This is a genomic window from Micromonospora profundi, assembly GCF_011927785.1.
Lineage (GTDB): Bacteria > Actinomycetota > Actinomycetes > Mycobacteriales > Micromonosporaceae > Micromonospora > Micromonospora profundi.
In genome coordinates this window covers 2,049,086-2,075,245 of the sequence record NZ_JAATJK010000001.1, presented here as the reverse complement: position 1 = coordinate 2,075,245, position 26,160 = coordinate 2,049,086, and the positions used below count along the sequence as shown (strand labels likewise).

The 26,160-nt window shown below is 72.5% G+C and carries 23 protein-coding genes; 8 read left to right on the top strand and 15 right to left on the bottom strand.

The annotated features are described in order from the left end of the window. Window positions 1-24: 24 nt before the first annotated feature. From F4558_RS09015 to F4558_RS09005, 3 genes are all read right to left on the bottom strand, one after another. Window positions 25-513, bottom strand: a complete 489-nt coding sequence (locus F4558_RS09015; protein ID WP_053655771.1) for a rhodanese-like domain-containing protein — start codon at window positions 511-513, stop codon at window positions 25-27. 47 nt (window positions 514-560) lie between these two features. Then, window positions 561-1,016 carry a cysteine dioxygenase gene (locus tag F4558_RS09010; protein ID WP_167943782.1) on the bottom strand — a complete coding sequence of 152 codons (456 nt, stop codon included), beginning with the start codon at window positions 1,014-1,016 and terminating at the stop codon, window positions 561-563. A gap of 112 nt (window positions 1,017-1,128) precedes the next feature. Next, complete coding sequence (locus F4558_RS09005) at window positions 1,129-1,506, bottom strand: signal peptidase I (protein ID WP_167943781.1); 378 nt, start codon at window positions 1,504-1,506, stop codon at window positions 1,129-1,131. A 112-nt stretch (window positions 1,507-1,618) separates the two neighbouring features. On the opposite strand from F4558_RS09005, the gene F4558_RS09000 reads away from it, so the two are divergent. Both F4558_RS09000 and F4558_RS08995 read left to right on the top strand, forming a co-directional pair. Then, window positions 1,619-2,011: an ankyrin repeat domain-containing protein gene (locus F4558_RS09000; protein WP_167943780.1), complete on the top strand. Its 393-nt coding sequence runs from the start codon at window positions 1,619-1,621 to the stop codon at window positions 2,009-2,011. A gap of 32 nt (window positions 2,012-2,043) precedes the next feature. After that, window positions 2,044-2,994 carry a DUF3500 domain-containing protein gene (locus F4558_RS08995; RefSeq protein WP_053655766.1) on the top strand — a complete coding sequence of 317 codons (951 nt, stop codon included), beginning with the start codon at window positions 2,044-2,046 and terminating at the stop codon, window positions 2,992-2,994. Window positions 2,995-3,171: 177 nt separating this feature from the next. On the opposite strand, the gene F4558_RS08990 is transcribed toward F4558_RS08995, so the two are convergent. From F4558_RS08990 to F4558_RS08960, 7 genes are all read right to left on the bottom strand, one after another. Then, window positions 3,172-3,930 (bottom strand): class I SAM-dependent methyltransferase, encoded by a 759-nt coding sequence (locus F4558_RS08990; RefSeq protein ID WP_167943779.1) that lies wholly within the window; start codon window positions 3,928-3,930, stop codon window positions 3,172-3,174. 375 nt (window positions 3,931-4,305) lie between these two features. After that, window positions 4,306-4,797: a DUF2231 domain-containing protein gene (locus F4558_RS08985; protein WP_053655763.1), complete on the bottom strand. Its 492-nt coding sequence runs from the start codon at window positions 4,795-4,797 to the stop codon at window positions 4,306-4,308. 262 nt (window positions 4,798-5,059) lie between these two features. Beyond that, window positions 5,060-5,800, bottom strand: coding sequence for a GAF and ANTAR domain-containing protein (locus F4558_RS08980; RefSeq protein WP_053655762.1), 741 nt, complete (start codon window positions 5,798-5,800; stop codon window positions 5,060-5,062). 408 nt (window positions 5,801-6,208) lie between these two features. Then, the gene (gene secA2 / locus F4558_RS08975; RefSeq protein WP_053655761.1) at window positions 6,209-8,500 is read right to left on the bottom strand and encodes an accessory Sec system translocase SecA2; all 2,292 of its coding nucleotides are present in this window, start codon (window positions 8,498-8,500) and stop codon (window positions 6,209-6,211) included. Window positions 8,501-8,587: 87 nt separating this feature from the next. After that, a complete protein-coding gene (locus F4558_RS08970; RefSeq protein WP_053655759.1) occupies window positions 8,588-10,357 on the bottom strand; it encodes an ABC transporter ATP-binding protein in 1,770 nt (589 codons plus the stop codon). 52 nt (window positions 10,358-10,409) lie between these two features. Then, window positions 10,410-11,498: a zinc-dependent alcohol dehydrogenase gene (locus F4558_RS08965; RefSeq protein WP_053655758.1), complete on the bottom strand. Its 1,089-nt coding sequence runs from the start codon at window positions 11,496-11,498 to the stop codon at window positions 10,410-10,412. Next, window positions 11,491-12,501, bottom strand: a complete 1,011-nt coding sequence (locus tag F4558_RS08960; protein ID WP_053655757.1) for a Gfo/Idh/MocA family protein — start codon at window positions 12,499-12,501, stop codon at window positions 11,491-11,493. Before F4558_RS08960 ends, F4558_RS08965 begins: the two co-directional genes overlap by 8 nt. A gap of 222 nt (window positions 12,502-12,723) precedes the next feature. Between F4558_RS08960 and F4558_RS08955 the strand changes: the two genes are divergently transcribed. The 4 genes from F4558_RS08955 to ctaD all read left to right on the top strand — a co-directional run bounded on the left by F4558_RS08955 (window position 12,724) and on the right by ctaD (window position 17,948). Next, window positions 12,724-13,707: a glucosyl-3-phosphoglycerate synthase gene (locus F4558_RS08955; RefSeq protein ID WP_231640044.1), complete on the top strand. Its 984-nt coding sequence runs from the start codon at window positions 12,724-12,726 to the stop codon at window positions 13,705-13,707. A gap of 106 nt (window positions 13,708-13,813) precedes the next feature. After that, window positions 13,814-14,971 carry a glycosyltransferase gene (locus F4558_RS08950; protein ID WP_053655754.1) on the top strand — a complete coding sequence of 386 codons (1,158 nt, stop codon included), beginning with the start codon at window positions 13,814-13,816 and terminating at the stop codon, window positions 14,969-14,971. A gap of 131 nt (window positions 14,972-15,102) precedes the next feature. Next, a complete protein-coding gene (locus F4558_RS08945) occupies window positions 15,103-15,831 on the top strand; it encodes an ATP-binding protein (protein ID WP_167943778.1) in 729 nt (242 codons plus the stop codon). A 125-nt stretch (window positions 15,832-15,956) separates the two neighbouring features. Then, on the top strand, window positions 15,957-17,948 hold the full coding sequence (gene ctaD, locus F4558_RS08940; protein WP_053655752.1) for an aa3-type cytochrome oxidase subunit I: 1,992 nt from the start codon (window positions 15,957-15,959) through the stop codon (window positions 17,946-17,948). Between the two features lie 79 nt (window positions 17,949-18,027). On the opposite strand, the gene F4558_RS08935 is transcribed toward ctaD, so the two are convergent. Then, window positions 18,028-19,191, bottom strand: a complete 1,164-nt coding sequence (locus F4558_RS08935) for a SigB/SigF/SigG family RNA polymerase sigma factor (RefSeq protein ID WP_053655750.1) — start codon at window positions 19,189-19,191, stop codon at window positions 18,028-18,030. Window positions 19,192-19,413: 222 nt separating this feature from the next. Beyond that, window positions 19,414-20,817, bottom strand: a complete 1,404-nt coding sequence (locus tag F4558_RS08930) for a hypothetical protein (protein ID WP_053655856.1) — start codon at window positions 20,815-20,817, stop codon at window positions 19,414-19,416. Window positions 20,818-21,060: 243 nt separating this feature from the next. Between F4558_RS08930 and F4558_RS08925 the strand changes: the two genes are divergently transcribed. Next, on the top strand, window positions 21,061-21,291 hold the full coding sequence (locus tag F4558_RS08925) for a CDGSH iron-sulfur domain-containing protein (protein ID WP_053655748.1): 231 nt from the start codon (window positions 21,061-21,063) through the stop codon (window positions 21,289-21,291). A 94-nt stretch (window positions 21,292-21,385) separates the two neighbouring features. On the opposite strand, the gene F4558_RS08920 is transcribed toward F4558_RS08925, so the two are convergent. Genes F4558_RS08920 through F4558_RS08910 form a run of 3 tightly spaced genes read right to left on the bottom strand, consistent with a single transcriptional unit; the run spans window position 21,386 to window position 25,423 of the window. After that, entirely contained in the window at window positions 21,386-22,501 is a 1,116-nt protein-coding gene (locus tag F4558_RS08920) for an iron-containing redox enzyme family protein (protein WP_053655745.1), read from the bottom strand. Between the two features lie 50 nt (window positions 22,502-22,551). Continuing rightward, window positions 22,552-24,306, bottom strand: a complete 1,755-nt coding sequence (locus F4558_RS08915; protein ID WP_053655743.1) for a thiamine pyrophosphate-binding protein — start codon at window positions 24,304-24,306, stop codon at window positions 22,552-22,554. After that, a complete protein-coding gene (locus tag F4558_RS08910) occupies window positions 24,299-25,423 on the bottom strand; it encodes a baeRF2 domain-containing protein (RefSeq protein WP_053655741.1) in 1,125 nt (374 codons plus the stop codon). The genes F4558_RS08915 and F4558_RS08910 overlap by 8 nt, the downstream gene beginning before the upstream one ends. Window positions 25,424-25,565: 142 nt before the next feature. Between F4558_RS08910 and F4558_RS08905 the strand changes: the two genes are divergently transcribed. Next, on the top strand, window positions 25,566-26,114 hold the full coding sequence (locus F4558_RS08905; RefSeq protein ID WP_197281529.1) for a hypothetical protein: 549 nt from the start codon (window positions 25,566-25,568) through the stop codon (window positions 26,112-26,114). Window positions 26,115-26,160 lie beyond the last annotated feature (46 nt).

The window sequence follows — 26,160 nt, the reverse complement described above, 5'->3', positions numbered from 1 at the left end:
GCCACGCCCGGTGCGGCGTGACGGTCAGCGGCGCGCCCAGCCGGCGGTGACCGGAGACGCGAGGGGGGACGCGTGGTGCAGCGGGGTCGGGCCGAGGGCCGGCAGGCCGGCGATCCGCCAGGCCGCGAAGCCACCGTCGACGTCGGTGGCCCGGTGCAGCCCGATGTCCTGCAACGCGGCGGCGGCGAGCGACGAGGTGTAGCCCTCCTGGCACAGGATCACCACCGGCACGTCGTAGTCGACGGCTTGCGGCAGGCGGGCCGGGCAACGCGGGTCGAAGCGCCACTCCAGCACGTTGCGTTCGACAACGAGGGAGCCCGGCACGACGCCGTGCGCGGCCCGTTGTGCGGCCGGCCGGATGTCGACAAGCAGGGCACCGGCCCGGTACGCCAGGTGCGCCCGCTCCGGGTCGAGCCGGTCGAGCCGGGCGCGGGCGGCGGCCAGGATCTCGTCGATGCCGCGGGAGCCCGGCGGCGGCACGGGAGCCGGACAGTGGTCGGCGATGACCTGCATTATCGGGTTCCTTCCGGTGACGGGGGTGATTCGATGCCGGCTGTCGTTCACCACGACCGGCCGGCCTCGGCGACCTCGGCGGCGCGCAGGCGACCGTCGACAAGCTCGTAGCGGGTCATCCGGCGCAGCGCCGGCCGGTAGACGTGCACGCTCACCGCCGGCGTCGCACCCCTGTTGGTGACGACGTGCACGTGCCGGCTGCCGAAGCGGCGACCGGAACCGGCGGGCAGCAGCCGGGGACGCAGTCGCCCTCCGCTGACCGTCTCCTCGGTGAGCGCTCCGGCGACCACCCGGAACGCGCCTGCGGAACCCCCGTGGTCGTGCAGGTCGGTGCCCTGGCCGGGCAGCCAGCTCAGCGCCCACACCTCGTGGTCGACGCCGGTGGCGAGCCGGGCGTACCAGCGCTGCACGCTGTCGAATCGCAGTGCGACCGGCCACCTGGTCGGGTCGGCCCATTCGGCGGCGACGGCCAGCAGGTCGGTGTCCGCGTGGTAGTGGATCATCGGTGTTTCCTCGCGGGTCGTTCGACGGGGTGCCTCCGTACTCTAGCCGTCAAACCCTATAGGTTTAGTAGGTAATTTCAGATGCCGGGACGCCTGACTCCAGAGCGCGGATTCAGCGCAGCACCGGCGGGTTCACCCGGTAGCCCGGCACCGACGGCCACCGCACTGTCAGCACCGTCGAGGCCAGCTCGGCGTACCAGGAGTGATCCACTCCCCGCGCCCACACCACGTAGTCACCGGGCGCGGACAACCGCACCGTCCGGTCCGGCAGCTCGACCCGAAAACACCCCTGCACGAGAACGAGCAGCGTGGTCCGACGTTCCCCGGTGGCCCACCGGGAACGCGCCTCCCCCGGCCGGTGCACACCCCACTTCACCTCGACGTCGGTGCTGTGCCGGATCTCCCCCGGCGGCGCGAAGTGCCCGAGCAGCCAGCCCGCGTTGCCGGCGCCATCGACACCCGCGTTGCCCACGTAGACCGTCTCACCCATCGGACCCCTCCCCCGCCTGCCCCTGGCCTGCGCGAACGCGGCCCATCGGCCGGGCCCCGACGCACCTGCCGGCCGAGCAACCTATCAGGACGCCGACGGCTAGCCTGGACCGGTGACCGACGACCTTGACGCCGAGACCCTCGCGTTCGCGCACCGGATGTTCGACCTGGCCCGCGCGGGCTCCACCGAGGAACTGGCCGCCCAGATCGACACCGGCCTGCCGGTCAACCTCACCAACGACAAGGGCGACACGCTGCTGATCCTGGCCGCCTACCACGCCCACCCGGACACGGTGGCCGCCCTGCTGGACCGCGGCGCCGACCACACCCGCACCAACGACCGGGGACAGACCGCGCTCGCCGCCGCCGTGTTCCGCAGCAGCGCCGACGCCGTCCGCGCGCTCCTCGCCGCCGGGGCCGATCCGGCGTACGGCAACCCGTCGGCGGCCGACACCGCACAGTTCTTCAACCTGCCGGACATGGCCGAGCTGCTCCGGGCCGGCTGACGCCGACACCGATCGACCGGTATACAGGGGCGATGGAAGGTCCCCTGCCCGAACAGATGCGCGCCGCCGGCACCTCGTTGCTGGCCGCGCTCGACCCCCCGACCCGCGCCGCGGCCGGCTACGCGTTCGACGACGAGGACGCCCGCCGCTGGCTGGAGTACCGGCCGCGCCCCCGCCCCGGCGTCAGCCTCGCCGACCTGGACACCGCCGGGCGCAAGGCCGCGCACCGGCTCCTGGCCACCGCGCTCAGCCCCTCGGCGTACGCCCAGGCGATGGCGATCATCGCGCTGGAGGAGGTCCTCGACCGGGCCGAGGGATGGCGACGCGGGCGACACAGCGGCGACTACTGGGTGGCAGTCTTCGGTGATCCGGCACGCGACGACCGGTGGGCGTGGCGGCTGGAAGGCCACCACCTGTCGGTGACAATGACCGTTGTGGACGACCAGGTCTCCCCCGCCCCGATCTTCTTCGGCGCGAACCCGGCCGCCGTCCGCTACGCCGGGCGCCCCGTCTCCCGACCGCTCGGAGTCGAGGAAGACCTCGCCCGCGCCCTCCTCGACGCGCTCGGACCGACCGAACGGGCCGCCGCGATCATCGCCGACGAGGCTCCGGCGGACATCATCAGCGCCACCCGCCCCCGCGTCGACGGCCCACTGGAACCACTCGGCGTACCTGCCGACCGGCTCGGCCCCACCGGACGCGCGCTGCTGCACCAGGTCGTCGCGCTCTACCTTGACCGGCTGCCGCCCGAACTGGCCGCCACGGAAGCGGCCCGCCTCGACGCCGGCCAACTGCACTTCGCCTGGGCCGGCCCGACCCGACCGGGCCAGCGCCATTACTACCGGGTGCAGGGCGACGACCTACTCATCGAGTACGACAACACGAGCGACGACGGCAACCACGCGCACACTGTGCTCCGCCGGCCCGCGAGTGACTTCGGCACCGACGTCCTGGCAACCCACCACAAGTCCCACCCCCACTAGCCCGTCCGCCAAGCCGAGCAGGCCAGGGCTGCCGCACCCCGCCCCGCCCCGTCAACCGCCCGTCCCACCCCGCCCCGCCCCGCCCCGCCCCCGTCGATCATGGAGTTGTGGTGGGCGGCGTGTCCTGGTGCGCCGCTTTTGTCAGGCACCACAACTCCATGATCGACGGTGTGGGGGTCAGGGGCGGGTCGCTTCGATGAGGAAACGTTCAGCGTGGGCCACGAAGGAGCCGTCGGTGGTGATGCGGCGATGCAGGGCCAGCAGCGCGGGACGGTGGGCCTGCACCGTGAAGCCGGGCACCGTCCAGATCACCTTGCGGAGAAACCAGACCACCGCGCCGATGTCGAAGAAGACCGTACGCAGCCTGGCCCGCCGCAGGTCGATCACCCGCAACCCGGCGGCCTCAGCGTCGGCCGCCGCCTGCTCGGGGTGCCGCGATGCCGGCGCTGGCAACGGGCCGAGGATCGCCTCGCTCAGCTCCCGCATGGTGCCCGGCCCGATCTGCTGCGACAGGTACGTCCCACCCGGGCGCAGCACCCGCGCCGTCTCCACCCAGTCGGTGCGTACCGGATGCCGGCTCACCACCAGGTCGAAGGAACCGTCACGAAACGGCAGCGCCGACTCCGGGGCGACGGCCACCACCGTCGCGCCGACCCGCCGCAGTGTCCGGCGGGCCACCCTGACGTTCGGCGGCCACGCCTCGGTGGCCACCAGCACCTTCGGGGGACGTGGCACCTCGGCGAGCACCTCACCTCCGCCGGTGTCCACGTCCAGCGCGGCGTCAGCTCGGGTCATGTGGTCGGCGACCAGCCGCGCGTACCGCCAGGGCGGCCGCTCCTCGGTGGCCCGGCCGGCCAGCCAGTCGAAACCCCAGCCGTCGACCGGCGCGGCGGCGGCTTCGGCGATCAGATCCTCGACCTCGCGGGCGTCGTTCATGGCGGTCAGCCTCGCCGGATGGCGTCCCGACCGGCAAGCCATTTGCCTCCGGCTGACCCGCCCCACCAACCTCACACCATCCAGCCGCACCGCACCCGCTGGTCCGAACCGAGCCTGACAGAGCCGGGCCCAGACGGGCAGGACCAGGCAGGACCGGGCCGAGCCTCACCAGACTGGGGGCGCACCGAACTAAGCCGAGGCGGGTCACCGGACCGATCCAGCCGGCCCTACCCGAGCTGACCGGAGCCAGCCCGGCCGGGCGAGCCGAACAGGGCCGGCCGGACCGGGCGAGCCGAACAGGGCCGGACCGAGCAGGCGACGGCGCTGTCGTGCCGGAGGCGGCCCGTCGGGTCGGGCCTGGTTGTGGTGGGGCGGTCAGGAGCGAGGGGGGACGATCTCCACGGTGGAACCGGCGAGCGCGTCGAAGCTGCCGGCCTCGGTCCGGCCCGCGTCGAACTGGCGCATGAGCCGCGCGCCCAGGTGCACACCGACCCCGCCGATGGCCAGGGCGACCAGTTCGGCGATCAGGATCGCGACCGACGCGCCGCGCTGCGGAGACTGTGCCCGGACCAGGCAGGCGACCAGGAACATGCCGGCCATCGCCGTGTTGGCCAGGTTGAAGGCGATAGCGGTACGACGGGTACGGTCGCCCGGCACGTCCCACAGGTCGATCATGCCGGCCACCACGGTGAGCGCGGCGGCGACAAGCGCGGCGACGCCGGTCCAGTAGCCGACCTCACCGAGGAACGCAGGCCCTCCGATGACGTCGGTGAAATCGAAGACGGCGGCGCTGACAAAGAGCCCCATCGGGAACGTCACAAGCATCGGTTGGATCGGATGCCCCTGCACCCGCAGCCGGCTCTGCATCGGTCCTCCCCAGGTTTGTGCAGCTCAGGAATTCAGAGTGCTACCCGGGTCATCCGATTGTGAAACGATTCCGCCCCGCTCACCACCGACCGGGACAACGGGCACACCACCCCACACATTGATCGACTCGGTTTCCTGGAAATCGGGGTGTCCGCATCGCAAGGACACCCCGATTTCATGGAACCCGAGTCGATCATGGGCGCGTGCGGCGGGCGCGGCAGGCGCTCAGCGAGCGCCCGCCTACGCGGCGGACGCTTGGCGGTCAGCTCTCGCGGGGACGGGAAACCGTGCGGACGAGACGTTCCGCCACCTGGCGCAGCGGGATGTCCAGCGACGAGGCGGCGGCACGCAACACACCGAGGGCCTCGGCCGGCGGGCAGCCGCGCTGCGTCATGATCACACCCACGGCCTGTCCCACCACCCCGTTAAGCAGAAGCTTGGCGTCCCGCTCGTCGGCGAGCACCTGCTGCCGACCCCGGTCGCGTACGGCGGCAAGCAGCAGGCCAGCGTGTTCGGCGAGCAGCATCGCTGTCAACTGGTGCTGCGGGGTGAGCACGTCCGGGGCGCCGGCGTACAGGTTGATGGCCCCGATCACCTGGTCGTCGATGTCGACAGGTGCGGAGATGACGCCGCGTACGCCGAGGTCACGGGCACGTGCGGTCCAGGCCGGCCAGCGCGCCTCGGCGGCCAGGTCGGCGGCGAGGATCATCTCGCGGCGCTGGATAGCGCTCATGGCCGGCGAGTCGGGCCCGTGTCGCAGGTCGTCGAGGCCGGCCATCCGCTCGTCGGAGGCGGCCACACCGGCCGGCTCGCCGGCCCGCAGCGCGGTGAACCCACACCAGCGGACCCCCGCCACCGCATCCCGCGTGACCCGGACCAGCGCCAGCAGGGCCTCATCGAAATCGGTCAGCGCGATGAGGCCGGCGGTCAGTTCCCGCAGCAGCGCGGCCGTCTCCAACACGCCGAGCCGTTCGACCACCGGTTCCCGCGTGTCCAGGTTCACCGGCGCACTGCCCTCGTGCGCCCTCGCGTGCGTCCCGCCGACGTCGTCACGTGTGCCATCGTCTGCTCTCTTCCGACTTGACCGACCCGCCCTACTACCCTCGCAAACCGGGATCGAAACGGCGAACCCGGGGCCTGCCCGGCACGCCGGACGTGCCGCGAAGACCTGAACGCGCAACGCACGAGCCGCAACCCCGAATCCCAAACAAAGGGCACGACAGTAACCCGGCGGCCGTCACGGCCACAACGCCGACCGCCCTGCGGGCGCACGACCGAAACCCGATGACGTACGGCCACAGCCTCGGACGCCAGGCAGACGCGCCGCGACGACCCGCAGCGGAACCCCGACCGGCACACGAAAGCGCGACCGGGGCCCCCTACGGGCGATGGGCGGGGAAGGCAGGCCGAGTCAGCGGGGGGCGCCGCTGAGCCGCCGTCCCACCGAGGCAATGAGCCGGTCCAGCTCGGAGCCGAACGGGTTGTCGTGCACCAGGTACGTCCAGGTGGCGGTCGGCCGGACCAGGGTGCTCTCCTCGGGCTCCCAGTCCTCGTCGAATTCGGTCTCCTCGAATGTGGCGAGGGTACGGGCTTCGATCTCCGGCACGAGGTTGTTGAACGCCGGTACGGCCGCCCGGTGGAACTCGTCGAGCGGGTCGAGCCGGCCCAGCGCGCGCAGGTGCACACCTTCGCGGACCTCGGACAGCTCGGCCAGGTGCTCGGCCCACAGCCGGTCCAGGTGGTAGAGCGCGATGGACCGGGCGGCGCGGGCGAGCAGGTCCTCGTCCATCTCGCTGGCCTTCTCGGGCATCTTGTCCAGCAGCATCAGCGCGGCCACGTCGCTGGTGAGCAGGCGCTCCCGGCGCTCGGCGAGGGCCTTGCGCTGCTGCTCGATCACCACGCTGTAGCGCCAGGTGTTGCGGTGGATCTCGTGGTTGACACCTTCGGCGACCCGCTGGGCGTGCTCGACGGCGTAGTCCACCTGCTCGTCGGTGACGAGCCCGTCCGCGTTCATCCGGGGCGAGGCCGGCACCGAGTCGGCGGCGTGCCGCACGACCAGGTCGTCCTCCAGGCTGACGAAGAAGACCGAGCCACCGGGGTCGCCCTGACGGCCGGCGCGGCCGCGCAGCTGGTCGTCGACCCGGCGGCTGTCGTGCCGGCCGCTGCCGATCACGTAGAGCCCACCGAGCTCGGCCACCCGCTCCTGGTCGGCCTGGTCGCTGCCGCCGAGCCGGATGTCGACGCCCCGACCGGCCATCTGGGTGGAGACGGTCACCGCGCCGTACGCGCCGGCCTCGGCGATGATCGCCGCTTCCTCGTCGTCGTTCTTGGCGTTGAGCACCACGCAGGGCACACCGGCGGCGTTGAGCCCGGCGGCCAACCCTTCGGACTCCTTGACGTCCAGCGTGCCGACAAGCACCGGCCGGCCCTTGGCGTGCCAGCGCTGGATCTCGTCGATCAGCGCCTCGTCCTTCTCGGCGCGGGTGGCGTAGATGCGGTCCGGCTCGTCCTCGCGGACACACGGGGTGTTCGGCGGGATGACCGCGACCTCAAGGCCGAAGAACTCCCGCAGCTGGTCGCCGACAAGCACCGCCGTGGCGGTCATGCCGCACACCTTGGGGTAGAGCGCGATGTACGCCTGCACGGCGATGGTGCCGAGCACCTCACCTTCGGCGGTTGCGTCCAGGCCCTCCTTGGCCTCGACGGCCGCCTGCAACCCGTCCGGCCAGCGGCGGCGCTGGGCCACCCGGCCGCGCATCTCGTCGATCAGCTCGACCGAGCCGTCCCGGACGATGTAGTCCACGTCGCGGTACAGCAGGGCGTGCGCGTGCAGCGCCACGTTGACCGCGGAGAGCTGCGCGACGTGCTCCTCGTCGTACAGGTCGATGCCGAGCTTGGCCTCGACGGCGGCCAGGCCGGTGGTGGTGAAGGCGACGTTGCGCCCGTCCTCCGCGACCGTGTAGTGCCGGTCCTTGCGCAGGCCGCGGACCAGCGCGGCGGCGGCGTGCACCGGGTCCTGCTCGCCGGGTACGGCGCCGGCGAGGACCATCGGCACCCGCGCCTCGTCGATGAGGATCGAGTCGGCCTCGTCCACGATCGCGGTGGTCAGTGCCGGCTGCACCCGGTCGGCCACGTCGGTGACCAACTGGTCGCGCAGGTAGTCGAAGCCCGCCTCGCTGACCGAGACGTACGTGACGTCGCACGAGTAGGCGTCGCGCCGCTCCTGCGGGGTGGACGCCTCGTTGACCCAGCCCACGGTGAGGCCGAGCAGTGTGTAGACGGGTTGCATCCACTGGGCGTCGCGGCGGGCCAGGTAGTCGTTGACGGTGAGCACGTGCACCGGCCCGTTGCCGAGCCGGACGTGCCCGTACGCGGCGATCGTGGCGGTCAGGGTCTTGCCCTCACCGGTGGCCATTTCGGCGACCTTGCCGGACAGCAGCGACATCGCGCCGAGCAGCTGCACGTCGTACGGCCGCTGGTCGAGGCCCCGGCGGGCGGCCTCGCGGCCGACGGCGCAGATCTCCTCGTACCCGGCGGCGACGCCGGCGGCCTCGGTCAGCTCGGCGTCGTCGAGCGCGACGAGGTCATCCTCGCGCGCCGCGATCGCCGGCAGCAGCTTCTCCAGCGGAGCAAGATCCACGGTGTGACCGGGGCGCTGCAGGAACCGCCGGAACTTGCTCTTGAACCGTTGCGACACACCCATGAGCGGCAACGGTACGCGATTCGAGCCGCCTTCTGCGGCCCGGCCGGTCGGTCATCTGCCGGCATGTCGGTACGGAACGCCCGCGGATCAGCCGACCAGCAGTTGGTGGGTGGCCAACTCCCTGTACAGAGGGTCGGTGGCGGTCAGTTCGGCGTGGGTGCCCACGGCGCTCACACGGCCGCCGTCGAGGACGACGATCTGGTCGGCGTCGACCACCGTGGCGAGCCGGTGCGCCACGATCAGCAGGGTCCGACGGACGGCCACCGCGTCGATGGCGCGGCGCAGGGCTGCCTCGTTGCGCGCGTCGAGGTTGCTCGTCGGCTCGTCCAGCAGCAGCACCGGGGGGCTCGCAAGCAGCGCTCGGCCGATGGCCAGCCGCTGCCGTTCGCCTCCGGAGAGCAGTACCCCGCCCTCCCCCACCTGCACGTCCAGGCCCTGCGGGGTGCGGTTCGCCAGGTGGCTCAGGTTGACCTCGTCGAGGACCTGGTGCAGCCGCTCGTCGGTGGCGTCCGGGGTGGTGATCAGCAGGTTCTCCCGGAGCGTGCCGGCGAGCACCGGCGCCTCCTGCTCGACATAGCCGAGCCGCGCCCGCAGCACGTCGCGGGCCAGTTCCCGCACGTCGGTGCCGTCGATGCGGACCGCGCCGGCGCTCACCTCGTAGAAGCGTTCGACGAGGGCGAGCAGCGTCGACTTGCCGGCGCCGGAGGGGCCGACAAGCGCGGTACGGGTGCCGGCGGGCACCGCGAAGCTGACGTCGTGCAGGACCTCCTGGCCCCCCGGGTAACCGAACCCCACCCGGTCGAACTCGATCATCGGGGCGGGCTGGCGCGGGGTCGCCGTGGCGCCTCCGGACGTCGGCCGGTCCGCCGCGCCCTCGGCGGGCACGGCGAGGATCTCCTCGATCCGTTGCAGCGCACCCAGGCCGCTCTGCAACTGGGTGTACGCGTTCAACACCTGGGCGAGCGGCAGGGCCAGGAAGAACAGGTACATGACGAAGGCGACCAGGTCGCCCACGGTGATCGCGCCGGCGGCCACCCGCGCCCCGCCGATGCCGAGCACCAGCAGGAAGGCCCCCTGCACGGTGATCGCGCCGATCGGGCCGACCACCGCCTGCACCCGGGCCACGCGCAGCCCCGCCGAGTACGCCTCCCGGGCGCTGCCGGCGACGGTCTCCGTCTCCCGGGCCTCGGCCCGGCTGGCACGGATGGTGCGGGCCGCCGAGATGGCCCGCTCGACCGCCGAGGTCATCTCGCCGACCCGCTCCTGGGCGGCGCGGGCCAGCGCCCGCACCCGGCGGGCGAAGGTGGCCGCGAAGCCCAGCCCCAGCCCGACCCCGAGCAGCGTGACGCCGAACAGCAGCGGGTCGAGAAGCACCATCGCGGTGCCGGCGCCGACCACCATCACCGCACCGGTGACCGTCTCGAAGAGCCCGGAGGTGACCACCGCCCGCAGCAGTGTGGTGTCCGAGCCCACCCGGGAGAGCAGGTCACCGGTGCGCCGGCTGTCGTACTCGGTGATGGGCAGTCGCAGCAGATGCGCGGCCAGCCGCCGGCGGGTGGTCAGCACCAACCCTTCGGCGGTGCGTTGCAGCAGGTAGTTGCGCAGCCCGCCGATGGCCGCGCCGAGCAGCACCAGCACGACAAGCACCGCTACCAGCCCTGACACGCCCTGGCCGTCGGTGACCCGGTCGAGCACCGACCGGGTGAGCAGCGGCTGGGTCAGCGACGCCCCGGCGCCGGCCAGCGACAACAGGCCCACCACGACGAGGGTGCCGCGGTGTTCCCGCAGGTACGGCAGCAGGGCGGTCAGACCGACGGGACGGTCCTTCGAGGTGCTGCCGTCCTTCGGGGTGCTCATTCCGGAAACGGTAGCCCGCCGACGCACCCGAACAGCGCGCCGCGGCGACGGGTCACACGGCCAGCACCACCTGCAACTCCTGGCGGCGGCGTTCGGCCAGGTCGGTGAGCAGGGTGGCCGCGTCGTCGAACGGCACCACCGCCGAGACCAGGTGCTTACCGATGGCGTCCCCGTACGCCCGCAGCAGGTCGATGGTCTCGGCCGACAGCCGCTCCCGGTCCCAGGTGGGCGCGAGGCCGCGCGGCACCCTGCCGATCTGGGCGCAGCGCAGCGCCAGCCCGTTGTGGTGGAACTCCTCGCCGAGACGGACTGCGTCCGCGCCGCCCTGGTAGAAGGCCAGGTCGATCACGGTGCCCTGGGGGCGCAGCAGCCGCAGCGCGAGCTGCAACGCCCACGCCTGGCCCCGGCACTGGAACACCACGTCGGCGCCCCGGTCACCGGCGGTGTGTGCCCACCGGGTCTTGAGGACCACCGCCGGGTCGTCGGCCTCCGGGTCGAGGGTTTCCAGTCCGAGTGCCTCGGCGACCTGTCGGCGCTGCTCGGTGGGGTCGAGGACCACCACGGAAGCGGCGCCGTGCCGCCGGGCCAGCAGGGCGGTGAGCAGCCCCACCACGCCGGCGCCGATCACGGCGACCCGCCGGCCGCGTACGCCGTCGCCGAGTGACCGCACGTCGGAGCCGTGCAGGTCGGCGGCGGCGTGCAGCAGGCCATTGGCGCAGATCGGGCCCATGTGGGCGACGTACACGCCGAGCAACGGGTCGAGGTCGTCGGGCAGCGCCACGAACCGTTCGGCGACCGGGTCGGCGAGCCAGCCGGTGCGGTGCCCGTACGTCATGGCGCCGACAGTGCCCACGGCGACCGCCGGGGTGGCGCTCTCCACCACGCGGCCGACCTGCATGTAGCCCAGGCGGGTCACCGGGTACGGGGTGCTCGCCTCGCCCGGCTGGAACAGGCCGAGGTCGGCGTTCCAGGTGACGTGCAGGTACGGGTTGGTGCCCTTGACATAGCTCAGCTCGGTACCGGCGGAGACTCCACTGAACAGGGTCTCGACGCGGAACGTGCCCGGGCGCAGCTCCGCCGCCTCCTGCTCGACGATCTCCACCCGGCCCGGCGCGCTGACCGTGACGACCCGCTCACGCATCGACCGTCACCCCCGTGGTGAGCAGCGGCGAATCGGCGGGCGCGGTGAGCCGTACCGTCGCTCCGGTCCGCGCCGAGTCGGCCACCGCGAGGGCCAGACGCTGGGTGCCAAGGGCCTCGGCGTACGGGACGCGGACGTCGTCGCCGATTCCGCGTACCGCGTCGACGAAGGCGCGGTCCACGGCCACCCGGGCGGCTTCCGGATCGGCGGGCAGGTGCCGTTCGCCGTCGGCGTCACGGATCGACAGGCCGTCCTCGGTGAGCGACAGGGCCAGCCCGTCGGCGAGGATCTCCAGCCCGGCCCGGTGCTTCCAGCCCAGCACGCAGGCCGCGCTGAGGGTGCCGACCGCGCCGTCGGCGAAGCGCAGCGCGGCGGTGGTCACCGAGTCGATGTCGGCGCCGTCGACGGGCGGGGGCGTGCCGTTGCCGTACGCCGTGACCTCGGTGACCTCGCCGGCCAGCACCCGGATGAGGTCCAGCACGTGCGCGGCCTGCTCGACGACCGGGCCGCCGGAGCGGTCCCGCACCGACCACCAGGCAACCGGCGGAACCTTGTCCAGCCAGGCGCCGCTGACCATCCGAACGGGACGCTCGGCGAGCAGCTCGCGGGCCTTGTCGACCACGCCCAGGTAACGCCAGTGGTGCCCGACGGCGGTACGCAGCCCACGTCGGGCGACGAGGTCGGCGATGCGCTCGGCGGTGACCAGGTCGACGGCGACGGGCTTCTCCACGAACATCGGCACGCCGGCGTCGATCACCGCCTCCTCGGCGGGGCCGTGCGCGAACGGCGGCACGCAGACGTACACCGCGTCCGGCGCGGCGGCCAGCAGCTCGGCGACGTCGCGGTGGACCCGCCCGCCGTGCTGCGCGGCCAGCGCCGACGCCGCATCCGGCAGCACGTCGGTCACCCCGATGAGTTCGACATCGTCGAACCCGGACAGCACGCGGGCATGGCGCTGTGCCACTCCGCCAGCGCCGATCAGACCCACCCGGCATTTCCGCATTCAACAACCTCTTTCGAGAACGTTTCTCCTTCGATGGGAGCAGTCCCCTGGGGTGTGCGCAATCAAACGTTCATGCACCGGGAACGCGACAATGTCACCACCGTGATCAAGCTGTTGCTCCGGAAACGGTTAGCGCGTGGTGGCGAGTGGGAAGAAGCACTGTCGCTATTCCACGCACGAACAAAGGGGGTGCCCGTGCGGGATACGACCGTGTCACCGGTGGTGGAGGCGTGGGCCACGTACCGGACGACCTCGGCAGCGGACTGGCCGGCGCGCCGGCTGCTGCGCGCCAAGGGGGAGAGCCGGGTCAGCGTGGTGCTGCCGGCGCGCAACGAGGAGGCCACGGTCGGAGCGATCGTGTCCACCATCCGCGAGCACCTGATGGACCGGGTCGCCCTGGTCGACGAACTGATCGTTGTGGATTCGCGGTCGACCGACCGCACCGCTCAGGTGGCCCGGGCCGCCGGCGCGGAGGTGGTCAGCCAGGACGTGATGACCCGCGGGCTGCCCCGGCTCACCGGCAAGGGCGACGCCCTCTGGGCCGGGCTCGCCGCCGCCGAAGGGGACGTGGTGGCGTTCATCGACGCCGACCTACGGGAGTTCCGACCGCACTTCGTGAGCGGGCTGCTCGGCCCGTTGCTCACCGACCCGTCGGTCGATTTCGTGAAGGGCTTCTACCACCGGCCCCTGGTGGGCACGGCAAGCGTGGAGCCCGACGGCGGGGGCCGGGTGACCGAGTTGATGGCCCGCCCGCTGCTCAACCTCTTCTGGCCCGAGCTGGCCGGCTTCGTGCAGCCGCTCGCCGGTGAGTACGCCGGCCGCCGCGACGTGCTGGCCCGGGTGCCGTTCGTCTCCGGGTACGGGGTGGAGACGGCCATGCTGATCGACCTGCTGGACCTTGTCGGCCTGGACGCGTTGGCGCAGGTCGACCTGGGCGAACGCAAGCACCGCCACCAGGACACGGCAGCCCTCGGCCGAATGTCCGCCCAGATCATGCTGACCGCCTGGTCGCGGTTGCAGCGGCGCGGCTGGGCGGCGCCCGACACGGTGCCGGAGGCCCTGTTGACGCAGTTCCGTCGGGGCGGATCGGACACCCTGCCGAACCTGGACCGCGAGATCGTGGTCAGCGACGTGTCCATCGAGGAGCGCCCGCCGCTGGCGGAGCTGCGTCACCGGGTGCCGCGTCGACGGGTGGCCGCCGCGTGAGCGCGAAAAGTGAGCCGATCTTGCGAGCCCCGCAGGCGCGAACCAACGGCACCGTGAGCACGACCGCGCGGCGTGGGAGCGCCGCCTTACCGAAGGGCGGAATCCGATGAGCCTCACCGTGCTGATGAACGCCGGCCCGTGGCTGTCGGTGCCCCCACCGGGCTACGGCGGCATCGAGAACGTGATCGCCACCCTGGTGCCCGAGCTGCGCCGACTCGGCGTACGCGTGGTCCTCGCCTCGGTGCAGAGCAGCACCCTGCCGGTGGACGAGAAGGTGTCGGTCTTCGCCGACGGGCAGTTCGCGTCGTTGCAACGGCCGTACAACCAGGTTTGCGGGATCGCCCAGGCGCACCTTGCCGGGGTGGTCCGGGAGCTGCACGCACGCGACGACATCGACCTGGTGCACGACCACGTGGAGGCGGTGGGGCTGGCCACCCTCGCGGCGATGGGGCCGTCCGGGCCGCCGACCCTGCACACACTGCACTGGGATCTCGCCAAGCACCCCGACCTGTACGGAAGCCTGGACGGCGGCGACCGGGTCCGGGTCAACGGCGTCTCCGCCTCCCAGCTGGCCCGCGCCCCACTGGCGCTGCGCGAGCACTCGGTGGGTCACGTGCACCTGTCCACCCCGCTGGCCGTGGACGCCGACCGCCGGCAGCGACCCGACAAGGGCGAGCACCTGCTCATCCTGGGCCGGATCAATCCGGGCAAGGGGCAGGACGTGGGCGCCCGGCTCGCGCAGCGGGTCGGTTTCCCGCTGGTGCTGGCGGGGCCGGTCGGCCCGTACCATCGCCCGGCCGATCTGGCGGCGGCCGGCGACGAGGCCCGACAGAACCCGGACGTGCGGTTCTTCCTCGACGAGGTGGCCCCGCACGTCGACGGTGATCTGGTCCGCTGGGTCGGCACGGTGGCCGGTCAGGAACGCGACGACCTGCTCGCCAGCGCCCGTGCGTCGCTGTTTCCGCTGCGCTGGGAGGAGCCGGGCGGTACGGCGGTGGTCGAGTCGCTCGCCCTGGGCACACCCGTGGTGGCGACCGCGCGGGGCTGCCTGCCGGAACTGATCGAGCACGGCCGCACCGGGCTGCTCACCGCCGACGAGGAGGAGTTGGCCGATCTCGTCCTGGCCGCCGACCTTCTCGACGCCGACGAGTGCCGCCGGGTTGCCGCGCAGCGGTTCACGCCTGCGGTGATGGCCCAGCGCTACGTCGAGCTGTACGAGCGGGTCCGGGAGCTGGCCAGCGCGCCGCGCCTGCAACCCGTCTGACCTGCCCGCACCAGTCGCTGCCGCCGAGGGCGTGTCCGCCGTCGGCGGCAGCGGCGCGTGGCGGGCCGGTTTGGTGCGGCTCGACGTCGGGTAGTTCGCAGATCCCGACACACCAGCCGAAGCGAGGTTCCATGTCCGACCGGATCGTCTGCGAGGTGCGTGACGCGGCGCCGGTGGCGGTGGTTCGGCTCAGCGGTCCGCTGGATCTGGGCACGATGCGCACCGTTCACCAGGCGCTGGGCGATGCGCTGGCCACCCAGCCGGAGGCGCTGGTGGTCGACCTCACCGACGTCGCCGTACGGGATCGGTTGGCGCTGTCGGTCTTCGCGGCGACGGCCCGGCGGGCCGAGGAGTGGCCTGCCGTGCCTGTGGTGCTCTGCGCTCCGCCGCCGGTCGCCGCCCGCTGGCTGGCGGAGTCGACGACGTGCCGTGTCGTGCCGGTGTCAGCGGACTGCGCGGAGGCCACCCGGATCGCGGGCGCGGCCACGCCGTTCCGGGTCCGGGCCCGGTTCGAGCCGGTGGCCGAGGCCTGCCGGCGGGCCCGGGAGCTGGTGGGCGACGCGTGCACCCGGTGGAACCTGCCGAACGCCGCCGGTCCGGCCGCCCTGGTGCTCAGCGAGTTTGTCGGCAACGTCGTGCGGCACGCGGGCACGCCCATGCAGGTGACGGTGACCCTGCGCCGGCAGTACCTGCATCTGGCAGTGGTGGACGGCAGCGGCGCGCCGGCCCGGCCCGCCGAGGCCAACCTGCGGGCCGAGGGTGGTCGTGGGCTGATGCTGGTCCGGGAGCTGGCGCAGCGGTGGGGCAGCGTGCCGGCGGGCCAGGGCAAGGCCGTCTGGGCGATGCTGCCCGCGACCTGACGGTTCGGGGTGCTTCCACCGGTACCGGCGATCTGACCGAAATTACCGCTCTCGCCTGGTTTTATGGTGGGAGGGTCGGGTAGGTACGCCCGTCCTTTCTGCCGTCACGACGGGGTGAGAATGCCATGCCCAAGCGGGTAACCACGGAACCCGGTCGAGATCGGGGCCCGGCGATCCTTGCACCGGCCCGCTTCGGGGGCTTCCCCGGAGCGGTACGGGCACCGGTCCCCGGCAACTCTCTGATCAGGTTTCTCGGCACCACCGACCACAAGCAGATCGGCATCCTGTACCTGCTGACCTCGTTTGCGTTCTTCCTGGTGGCCGGGCTGGAGGCGATGTTGATCCGGGCCGAGCTGGCCCGCCCGGGGATGCAGATCCTCTCGGCCGAGCAGTACAACCAGCTCTTCACCTCGCACGGCGCGGTGATGCTGCTGCTGTTCGCCACCCCGGCGGCCTTCGGGTTCGCCAACTACATCGTGCCGATCCAGATCGGCGCGCCCGACGTGTCGTTCCCCCGACTCAACGCGCTGGCGTACTGGTTGTACCTGTTCGGCGGCCTCATGGTCATCGGCGGGTTCCTCACGCCGCAGGGTTCGGCGGACTTCGGCTGGACGGCGTACACCCCGCTCAGCGACGCCTCGAACAGCCCCGGCGTGGGCGCGAACATGTGGGTCCTCGGCCTTGTCGTCTCCGGCCTGGGCACCATCCTCGGCGCGGTCAACCTGATCACCACGATCCTGACCCTGCGCGCGCCCGGGATGACGATGTTCCGGATGCCGATCTTCACCTGGAACATGCTGTTCACCAGCCTGCTGGTGATCCTGGTCTTCCCCCTGCTGGCCGCCGCGCTGCTGGGGCTATCGGCCGACCGGCTGCTCAACGCGCACGTCTACGACGCGGCCACCGGCGGCCCGATGCTCTGGCAACACCTGTTCTGGTTCTTCGGCCATCCCGAGGTGTACATCATCGCGTTGCCGTTCTTCGGCATCATCACCGAGATCATCCCGGTGTTCTCGCGCAAGCCGATCTTCGGCTACACCGGGCTGGTGCTGGCGACCGCCGCGATCACCGTGCTGTCCATGACGGTGTGGGCGCACCACATGTTCGCCACCGGCCAGGTGCTGCTGCCGTTCTTCAGCATCCTCAGTTATCTGATCGCGGTGCCCACCGGCGTGAAGTTCTTCAACTGGATCGGCACCATGTGGAAGGGCCAGCTCACCTTCGAGACACCGATGCTGTTCGCAGTCGGCTTCCTTGTCACGTTCCTGCTCGGCGGGCTCACCGGGGTGCTGCTGGCCAGCCCGCCTGCCGACTGGCACACCCACGACAGCTACTTCGTCGTGGCGCACTTCCACTACGTGCTCTTCGGCACCGTGGTGTTCGCCCTGTTCGGCGGCTACTACTTCTGGTGGCCGAAGATGACCGGCCGGCTGCTCGACGAGCGACTCGGCAAGGCGCACTTCTGGACGATGTTCATCGGCTTCCACGGCACCTTCCTGGTGCAACACTGGCTGGGCAACGAGGGGATGCCCCGCCGGTACGCCGACTACCTGCCCACCGACGGCTTCACCACGCTCAACACGATCTCCAGCATCTTCGCCTTCGTCCTCGGCCTGTCCACGCTGTTCTTCATCTACAACGCGTGGAAGTCCTGGCGCTACGGGGCGATGGTGACGGTTGACGACCCGTGGGGGTTCGGCAACTCCCTGGAATGGGCCACCACCTGCCCGCCGCCGCTGCGCAACTTCGACCGGATGCCCCGGATCCGCTCCGAGCGGCCGGCGTTCGACCTGAAGTACGGCCCGTTCGTCTCCGACCTGGGCCGCGACCTGCCCCAGCGCACCACCAAACCGCCGCAGCACCTGGCCGACGAGATGCACCTCGAACACCACGCGCCGGAGTCGCCCGCCTCCGAAGGCGCGCACGGTGCCGCCGAGGCAGCCGCGTACCAGCCGGCGCGGGAGTCGGGCGCCCGGCCGGTGGACGTCCCGGAGCCCGAGGACGTCCGCCGCCCGAGCTTCGAGAACAGCGACGCGCCGGAGGATCCCGACGCGGCGCCGAAGCCGCACGAGCGGTGGCGGCACCCGCACAGCGACGGCGAGACCGGGGAACGCTGACACAGGTACGCGAACGAGGGCCGACACCACGCTGGTGTCGGCCCTCGTCGTGTTGCATACGGTCGCGACCGCCGCCCGGTCAGTCCCGGGCGGGTGCCATACCGGCGGCGGTCAGCGAGCGGCGTACCGCCGGCTGCACCCGGGTCAGCCGCAGCGGCACGCCGGTGCGCTCCGCGGCGTCCCGCCCGGCCATCAGCGCGGCGATCCCGCCGGCGTCGAAGCCACCCGCGCCGACCAGGTCGACGACGACCTCGCTCGGCTGGCCGGTGACAGCCTCCAGCATCGCGCGGCGCAACTGGTCGGCGCCGTCCCGATCGATCTCGCCGCCGACCTCCACGACCACCCGGTCGCCGTTCTGTTTCACCGAGATGCGGGTCTTGCCCGGGTCCGGCTCGGCCACGCCGTTCTGCCAGGGCGGCGGCGCGTCGGCGAGCATCGCCTGCCGCAGCCAGGTCAGCGCCCGCGACAGCAGCCGGGAGACGTGCATCTGCGAGATGCCGAACCGGGCGGCGATCTCCGCCTGGGTCTGGTTGCCGTAGAAACGCATGGCCAGGATGCGGCGCTCCCGCCAGGGCAGCCGGTGCAGCAGCCCGCTGACGGTCACCCGGTCGTCGACCGATTCCAGCGCGTTGTCCGACTCGCCGACCAGGTCACCGAATTCAGCGGAGCTCTCCCCGCCCACCGGCGCGTTCAACGACGCCGGGCTGTAGCCGGCCGCCGACTCCAGCGCGGCGAGGATCTCCGCCTCCGGCGTCTCCAGCCGGGCCGACAGCTCGGCCACAGACGGCGCCCGGGACAGTTCGCTTGTCAGCGCCGCCGTCGCCTGCCCCACCTCCAGGATCAGGTCACGCAACCGCCGGGGTACGTGCACACCCCACGTGCGGTCCCGGAAGTGCCGCTTGATCTCCCCGACGATGGTGATCGCCGCGTACGCGGTGAACGAGCCCCGTTCCGGGTCATACCTGTCGACGGCGTTGACAAGCCCCAGGCGAGCCACCTGCTCCAGGTCCTCCAGCGGCTCTCCCCGCCCCCGGTACCGGCGGGCCAGCCGACCGGCGAACGGCAGCGCGAAGCGGACCAGGTCGTCCCGTGCCTCCTGCCGCCGCTCCGGCGGCAGCCCTTCGATCCGGGCCGCGTACGCCAGTGCCGCCGAGTCGAGGTCCTCCAGACCACGCTCGGTAGGCGGTGGTGTGGTCGTGGTGGTAGTGGTGCTGGTCGTGCCCGTGCTCGTCTGTCCGAACATCCGCGCCTCCCTCAGGAAGGTCCCCCGCCCGGATCGGGAAACCGGTCGTGCGCGTGGTCGAGCCACGCACCGGGCCGGAAAGTGGGTCAGTGACTGGGATGCCAGCGGGCGACAACGCCTCTGCGCAGCGCAATCAGGCCGTCGCAGTCAGCGATGTTCCCGCTCCGTAGGTACTCAATCACGGGACCCCGGGTTCGCGAGGAAGTTTCGGCGTGCTCCGCCTCAGGAGACCAGCAACCCCTGGTGGCCGCCGCAGTCGCGGAGCACGGAGAGCGCCTCAGCGGCCCCCAGCGGGGGCGGAACGGGCAGGTCGTACGGCTGGGCGCGCAGCACCTCTGTCGCCCGGCGGGTGGGCACCGAGGTCACCGGGTACCCCCGGGCGGCGGTCCGGTCCAGGGCACGACGCCGCCGGCCGAAGCCCGCCACCGCCAGCCACTGCGGCAGCCCGGCAAGGGCGGGTGAGCGGACCCCGGGCGGCTCGGGCAGCACGTCCACCGAGCTGAACGCCTCGCTGCCGGCCAACCACCACTCCGCCTCGTCCACGCTGCGCCGGGTGGCGTTCTCGCACCAGTACGGCACCAGCCCCGCCCGCACCACCTGCCACGGGTCGAGCAACCGGCCGCACTCCACCACAAGCCGGTCACCGGTCTTGCCGGCGCCGCGCAGCCACCGCCGGTACAGGTCGGCAACCGCCGCGCTCAGCGCCGCCGGTCGTGGCACCAGCACCCGGTGCAGCGGATGCTGGTGGCGGGCGGCCCAGTCCCTGCTGGCCAGCTCAAAACCCGAGTCCGTGCCGTGCTCGGCGTCACCGGACGGCACTGACACCTCCGGCGGCTCCCACCGGGCGGCATCCCCGCCCACGGACCGCAGCACCTGCCGCAGGGCGTGACTGTCCCTGTGGAAGTCCACCGGGTCCAGTCCGCTGGCCGGGCATCCGACCTGGAAGCTGTGGCCGGGACCGCGCTCCAGCACCGGCCAGCTCCGCGCGTCGCGGACCAGCACGACGGGGGCCCCCGCGCTCAACCGGTCGGTGAGGAACTGCGTGTACGCGGCCGGCAGCGTCCGCCAGCGCGCCGCCAGCGACACCGTCACCCCGCTCAACGATCCTCGGCTGGCCGGGCAGTGCACCTGGCGCAGGTGCAGGTCCGGGTTGCCGGCGTGCAGCCGGGCAGCGAGCGCCCCACCGTGCTCCAGTGCCTCGGCCGGGCGGTCCACGGCGCCGCCGGGCCACTGCGCTGTCATCTCGAAGCCCGTCGGCAGCCACGGCACACCGAGGGCCACCGCGAGATGCGCCGCAGCGCCGTGCGGGCCGCCGAGAAGCACGCCCGGGTACTGCCCCCTCGGGTACTGGTCGACGAACCAGCGCGCCACCCGCGCCCCGTCCACCTCGTCGACCTGGCCGTCGGTGAGCACGACCCGGCCGGCGGCCCGGGTGGCCACCGCGCGGCGTACCGGCTCGGGGGCGCCCGGGAAGCGGGACATCGGCCCGGCCTGCCCGAGATCCGCGCAGTCCGCGCCGCGCAGCGCCCGTGCGGTGGCGGCGACCAGGACCCGGGCGGCGCTGCCCACGGCCACCACCCGGTCGCCGGCCAGACCGGCACCATTGGCCGTGAGCCCCTTGCGCACCGTGTGCACCGGCTCCACCTTGCCTCGTTCGCTCACCACGCGGCCCGGCTTCCCGTCCCGATGGGGTTCAAACGGCACATCACCCACCCGGCGGCACGAATCCACAGGTCGGCGGGCTGCGCCGCTCATCGGTGGCGTTGCCCGACGATCACCCCCACGGCGGCAGCGCGGGCTTGCGAGGGCCATCGGGTCCCGGGCCGCCGCACCGGTTTCGACGCGGCCGGGGCGGGCACTTCCGGGCCCATGAGCACCGACGACGCCAGCGAGTTGCCCGCCGCCACGATCACCCCGTACCAGGACGGACCGCTGCTGGTCCGTGGCGACTTCGCGCTCGTCACCCCGGACGGCGAGCGGATCGACGCCCGCCGGGGCACTGTGGCGCTGTGCCGGTGCGGCAAGTCGGCGCTCAAGCCGTTCTGCGACGGCACCCACAAGATGATCAACTTCCGTGCCGGCACCGCCCGCGAGAGCTGACCGTCGAGGGTCGCGTCCCGCCGCCGGAGCGCCGGGAGGAAGGTGATGTCCGCAGGGAGGTGCCGGGACGGCCCGCGACACCGGCTGGGCGCTGTCAGGCGACGACGGGCTCGGCCGGCAGTGCCCGCGCACCGGAGACCGCCCCGGCGAGCGAGATGGACGCCGGCGCGGCCAGGGCGGCAGGCGGCGGGGCGGGTGAGCGCAGCGAACTGCGGCCGGCAGCCCAACTGTCGAGCAGGTGCCCGGCGAACAGCCGGTCCACCGCGAGGGCCGCCGCCGCTCCGAAGAGCACATCGCCGGACAGCGCCGGCTCCGCCCGGACGAGACCGCCGCACAGGTCGTGCGCGGCGATCTGCTCGTGCACCGCGTCGGCCTCCACGTGCTCGTCGTAGAAGCGGGTGGCCACCTCGTCCAGACCGAGGCGGCGCAGCCCGTTGCCGTACCGGCGGTTGGGCAGCGACGACGTCATCTCGAAGGCCGCGAGGTGCCCGAGCAGCGCCCCCCGCAGCCGCCGGTGCAACCCGAACAGCGACATCAGGTTGTTCGTCGCCAGCGTCACGGCGGGCACCGCGTCCAGGTGGGCGCCGTAGTCGGTGTCCATTCCGAGCCGTCCCAGGGTGCGCCGGAACAACTCGGCGTGCATCCGCTCCAGCCGGCCGTTGCCGTACTCGTCGGTCTGGATCTCGACGAGGGCGGCCTTGGCCGGCCCTCCGAGGCGGGGCAGCGCCCAGCTGTGCGGGTCCGCCTCGCGCAGGTGGTACACCGAGCGGTGGGCGACGAACTCACGGAACTGGGCGAGGTCGGCGTGCCGTTGCAGGGTACGGGCCAACGGCGGCCCGTCGTCGGCCTCAACCAGCTCGGTCAGCCCTGCCGCCACCCCGCCGGGCGGCACCGGCGGTGAGCCCACCAGCCGGCGCAGCGCCGCCTCGAAGGGACGCTCGGCGCGGGCCCGCAGGGCCAACAGCGTCGGCTGCCACTCCCAGCCCTCGTCCACACCGCGCCAGCCGCGGTAATGCAGCTCGTAGCAGAGGAACAGCGTCAGTTGCAGGTCCTCGTCGGTGAGCGCGTCGGCCGGGTCCAGGTCGGCGCCCAGGGTGGGCGGCAGGTCGTGCGGCGTACTCCGCAGAGCGCCGGTCACCGCGGCGGACAGCGGGCCGCGCGGCTGCGGCAGAGACGCAGGACCGTAACGGCGGTCGGCGGGCTCCGACATGGGACCTCCAGCATCATCAGGGCCGCTACTGATGCCCTGGCCGGATGCGCCTAAACGACATCCTGCACGGCCACAGCCTGCTCCACCTGCTCGCGTATCCGCCGGGCCGGCTCCCCCTCGGCGTACAGGCCACGCAGGTCGGCGAAGGCCGGCTCCGGCGGGGCCAGCGCCACAGCGGGGTCGACCACCGCTTCGAGTACGCACGGACGGTCCGCGGCCAACGCCTCGTCCCAGGCCGCGCCGACCAACTCCGGTCGGTCCACCCGCACGCCGTGCAACCCCAACAGCCGGGCCCATCCGGCGTACGGCACGTCGGGGCGGCGGGTCGTCGTGTCGGGTGACGCCGGTCGACCACCGCCCATGCCTGACTGGTCACGGTTGTTGAGCACCAGCACCACAAGCCGTGGATCGGCCCACTTCTGCCAGTGGTGTGACACCGTGATCAGCTCGGCGAGGCCGTTGAGCTGCATGGCGCCGTCACCCACAAGCGCGATGACGGGCTTGTCGGGCGTGGCGAGTTTGGCGGCCACCGCGTACGGCAGGGCGCAGCCCATCGAGCCGAGCGTGCCGCACAACTGCGCGTTCACCCCCGGCGGCAGGACGAGGTGCCGGGCGTACCAGAACAGGACCGACCCGACGTCGACAGCGACCGACCCGACGTGCGGGATCCGGTTGGACAGCTCCTGGAGCACCAGTTGCGGATTGATCGGTTCGGCGGGCTGGGCGGCCCGGTCGGCGGCATCGGCCCGCCATCTGTCGACAGCGCTCTGCACCGTCGCTCGCCACTGCTGGTTCGGCTGGCCCTGTACCCGGGCCAGCAGCGCGCGCAACGTCTCGGCGGCGTCGCCGACCAGCGGCACATCCGCCGGATAGCGGCTGCCGATCCGGGTGCCGTCGATGTCGATCTGCACGGCGCGGACCTGGTCGGGCATCGGGAAGTAGTCGGTCCACGGGTCGTTCGTGCCGACGAGCAGCAGCGTGTCGCAGCCACCCATCAGCTCCGCCGCGGCCGGGGTGCCGACCTCACCGAGCACCCCGGCGTGGAAGGGCAGACGCTCGTCGAGGACCGGCTTGCCCAGCAGCGACGTGGCCACACCCGCGCCCAGCCGGTCGGCCAGCTCGATGATCTCCTCTGCCGCGCCCCGGCCACCCTGACCCACAAGGATCGCTGTGCGCTGACCGCTGCCCAGCACCTGCGCGGCGGCGTCCAGGTCCACCTCGTGCGGCAGCACCCGGGCCAGCGGCTCCCCCGGCGTCGCGGTGATCACGCCGGCGCCCAGCGACTGCAGCTTGGGCACCACCGCCTCCTGCAGATGCCGGGGCAGCACCACACAGGTGGGGCTGCGGGTCGCCGCCGCCGTACGGAACGCCTGGTCCAGCAGGGACGCCACAGCCTCCGGGCTGCGGGCGTACCGCACGAACTGGTTGCACACGTCACCGAACAGTCGACTCAACCCGATCTGCTGGTGCGCGCCGCCGAGCGGACCGGTGATGTCCTCACCGACGATCGCCACCACCGGCTTGCTGTCCAGCTTGGCGTCGTACAGGCCGTTGAGCAGCTGCACAGCGCTCGGCCCCTGGGTGGCCAGGCAGACCCCGATGCCGCCGGTGAACTTGGCGTGCCCGGTGGCCATGAACGAGGCCGTCTCCTCGTGCCGGGCCGGGACGAACGCCGGGTCGCCGCCGGAGTTGTCGAGCGCGTCGACGAGCGGGGCTATCGCCGCGCCGGGATAGCCGAACACCCGTGGCACCCGCCAGGCGCGCAGTCGCTCCACAAGGAGGTCGGCGACAAGGCGCTCAGCCATTGCCCCGCCCCGGCGTGCTCGCGTCGACGTACCGCAGGACCGCGCCGACGCCGTCGGTCAGGTCGGGCGCCTCGTCCGGGCCCAGCACGGTCAACGCCGCGTCGGTGCCGACAAGCGCCCGCACCAGCGCCGCGTCGGCGCGTACCCGCTGCGGGTCGTCCACGCTCATGGCGGCGAGCTGGCCCCTGTCGACGGCGATCTCGGTCGGCTCGGAGCCGATCCACAGCTCACCGTTTGCCGACGGGTCGTCCACGATGAGCATCGTGTCGACCTGGTTGCGTTGCAGGGCCGAGACGACGGCGTCGAGGCCGGCGCCGACGTCCTCCTGCACGCCGAACCGGTCCAGCGCGGCGGTGATCCGCTGGTCGGCGACCTCGGCGATGGTCTGCACCGTGAGGTCGTCCAGCAGCGTCTGGTCCGCCCCGCCGGCCCGCGAGCCGGCATCGGTACGCACCATCGCGTCCTGCCAGCGCTCAGGCATCTGGGCGGCGATCATCCCGGTGGCGCGGACGTCACCGGCGACGACCACCACCTCCGCGCCGACCTTCTCGGCGAGTTCGACTGTCGCCGCCGTGACGTCGCCAGCGTTGTGGTGCCACGCCTCCATGGCGGCCCTCTGGTGGTGCGACTGGGACCAGCCGCCAGGCTGCACGCGGCGCAGCGGGAAGCTGTCCCGCCCGGAGACGTGCGCCCGTCGGGGCACCCCTCCGGCGCTGATCGCTATCGCGTCGGCGCCGGTGCGATCGGCCAGGACCCGTACCCAGGCCACCTGCTCGCCGCGCTGCGCGAGCAGCGGCATCACGTGCGGCAACGGCCCGAAGTTCGCCAGGTCGCGCAGCGGCGGCGCGGAGAGGTACTCGGAGAGCACCACCCGGCCGTGGCTGGCGAAGACCGCGAGGCCGTAGTCCCCGACCATCGGGTCGTGACCCCGGATCACCCGGTCCAGCGCGGCGATGCTCGCCTCGTCGGCGCCCTGTTCGGCAAGGCTGCGTTCGAGAGCACGCCAGCGCAGGTCCAGCGCGGGATGGGCGTCCTCCGTGTCGGCGGAGGCGTCCAGGTACACCGAGCACCACGGCCCGGGTCGGTCGTAGAGCGGGCGCAGGAAGGACAGCTGCATGCTCGACCCCTTTCCAGCTCGACCCCCCGCTTACCCGGGTCGCCAGGGATGTCACCTCGCGGCCGTGACCCCGTGACCAGGTTTCATTCACGTCGTTCAACCGGCGAAATCGATACGATCAGTGAACACACGCGGACTCTCGGTGGTGGAAATGGACAGCGGCCTCGATACACGTCGGATCGTTCACCCGACGGAGCGCATCGTCACCGGGCGGCTGGTCCGCCTCCTGGAGGGCTACACCCGCGAGGTACGCATCGGTCAACCGGTGCTCGTCGCGGTGCTCACAGCCGCGGCGTTCGCCCGACTGCCCGCCCTGCTGCTGCGCGCGCTCTTCTCCTTCGGTGGTGGCGGCACCAGGCGCCGCTGGAAGGAGCTGAAGAAGGGCCCGGAATACCTCGTCACGCCGGTACGGCTGCGCAACACCGCAGGCCAGCTCTGCGAGGTGGAGCTACACGGTCATCTGCCGCAGAGCGCTCTGCACCCCGCCGACCACGTCCAGCTCACACTGCGCCCGCAACGCGACCCGGACCTGCCGCCCCGGATCGAGCGGATCGTCAACCTCACCACCGGGCAGTTGCTCACCCCGCGTACCGCCACGCTCTGGTCCCACCTCGGCCCGCCGCTGCTGTTGCAGGCCCTTGTGGGCGTACTCCTGCTCGCCGGTGTGACGGCCTGCTCCGCGCTGACCTGACCAGCCGGGCGGCGCGCTCGTGCCGGGCCCGCCGCCTGGGCCGGGC

Excerpts from the sequence above, each read along its gene's own strand:
- F4558_RS09015 (WP_053655771.1), bottom strand. The coding sequence starts at position 513 with ATGCAGGTCATCGCCGACCACTGTCCGGCTCCCGTGCCGCCGCCGGGC.
- F4558_RS09010 (WP_167943782.1), bottom strand. The coding sequence starts at position 1,016 with ATGATCCACTACCACGCGGACACCGACCTGCTGGCCGTCGCCGCCGAA.
- F4558_RS09005 (WP_167943781.1), bottom strand. The coding sequence starts at position 1,506 with ATGGGTGAGACGGTCTACGTGGGCAACGCGGGTGTCGATGGCGCCGGC.
- F4558_RS08995 (WP_053655766.1), top strand. The coding sequence starts at position 2,044 with ATGGAAGGTCCCCTGCCCGAACAGATGCGCGCCGCCGGCACCTCGTTG.
- F4558_RS08990 (WP_167943779.1), bottom strand. The coding sequence starts at position 3,930 with ATGAACGACGCCCGCGAGGTCGAGGATCTGATCGCCGAAGCCGCCGCC.
- F4558_RS08985 (WP_053655763.1), bottom strand. The coding sequence starts at position 4,797 with ATGCAGAGCCGGCTGCGGGTGCAGGGGCATCCGATCCAACCGATGCTT.
- secA2 (WP_053655761.1), bottom strand. The coding sequence starts at position 8,500 with ATGGGTGTGTCGCAACGGTTCAAGAGCAAGTTCCGGCGGTTCCTGCAG.
- F4558_RS08970 (WP_053655759.1), bottom strand. The coding sequence starts at position 10,357 with ATGAGCACCCCGAAGGACGGCAGCACCTCGAAGGACCGTCCCGTCGGT.
- F4558_RS08965 (WP_053655758.1), bottom strand. The coding sequence starts at position 11,498 with ATGCGTGAGCGGGTCGTCACGGTCAGCGCGCCGGGCCGGGTGGAGATC.
- F4558_RS08960 (WP_053655757.1), bottom strand. The coding sequence starts at position 12,501 with ATGCGGAAATGCCGGGTGGGTCTGATCGGCGCTGGCGGAGTGGCACAG.
- F4558_RS08950 (WP_053655754.1), top strand. The coding sequence starts at position 13,814 with ATGAGCCTCACCGTGCTGATGAACGCCGGCCCGTGGCTGTCGGTGCCC.
- F4558_RS08945 (WP_167943778.1), top strand. The coding sequence starts at position 15,103 with ATGTCCGACCGGATCGTCTGCGAGGTGCGTGACGCGGCGCCGGTGGCG.
- ctaD (WP_053655752.1), top strand. The coding sequence starts at position 15,957 with ATGCCCAAGCGGGTAACCACGGAACCCGGTCGAGATCGGGGCCCGGCG.
- F4558_RS08935 (WP_053655750.1), bottom strand. The coding sequence starts at position 19,191 with ATGTTCGGACAGACGAGCACGGGCACGACCAGCACCACTACCACCACG.
- F4558_RS08925 (WP_053655748.1), top strand. The coding sequence starts at position 21,061 with ATGAGCACCGACGACGCCAGCGAGTTGCCCGCCGCCACGATCACCCCG.
- F4558_RS08920 (WP_053655745.1), bottom strand. The coding sequence starts at position 22,501 with ATGTCGGAGCCCGCCGACCGCCGTTACGGTCCTGCGTCTCTGCCGCAG.
- F4558_RS08915 (WP_053655743.1), bottom strand. The coding sequence starts at position 24,306 with ATGGCTGAGCGCCTTGTCGCCGACCTCCTTGTGGAGCGACTGCGCGCC.
- F4558_RS08910 (WP_053655741.1), bottom strand. The coding sequence starts at position 25,423 with ATGCAGCTGTCCTTCCTGCGCCCGCTCTACGACCGACCCGGGCCGTGG.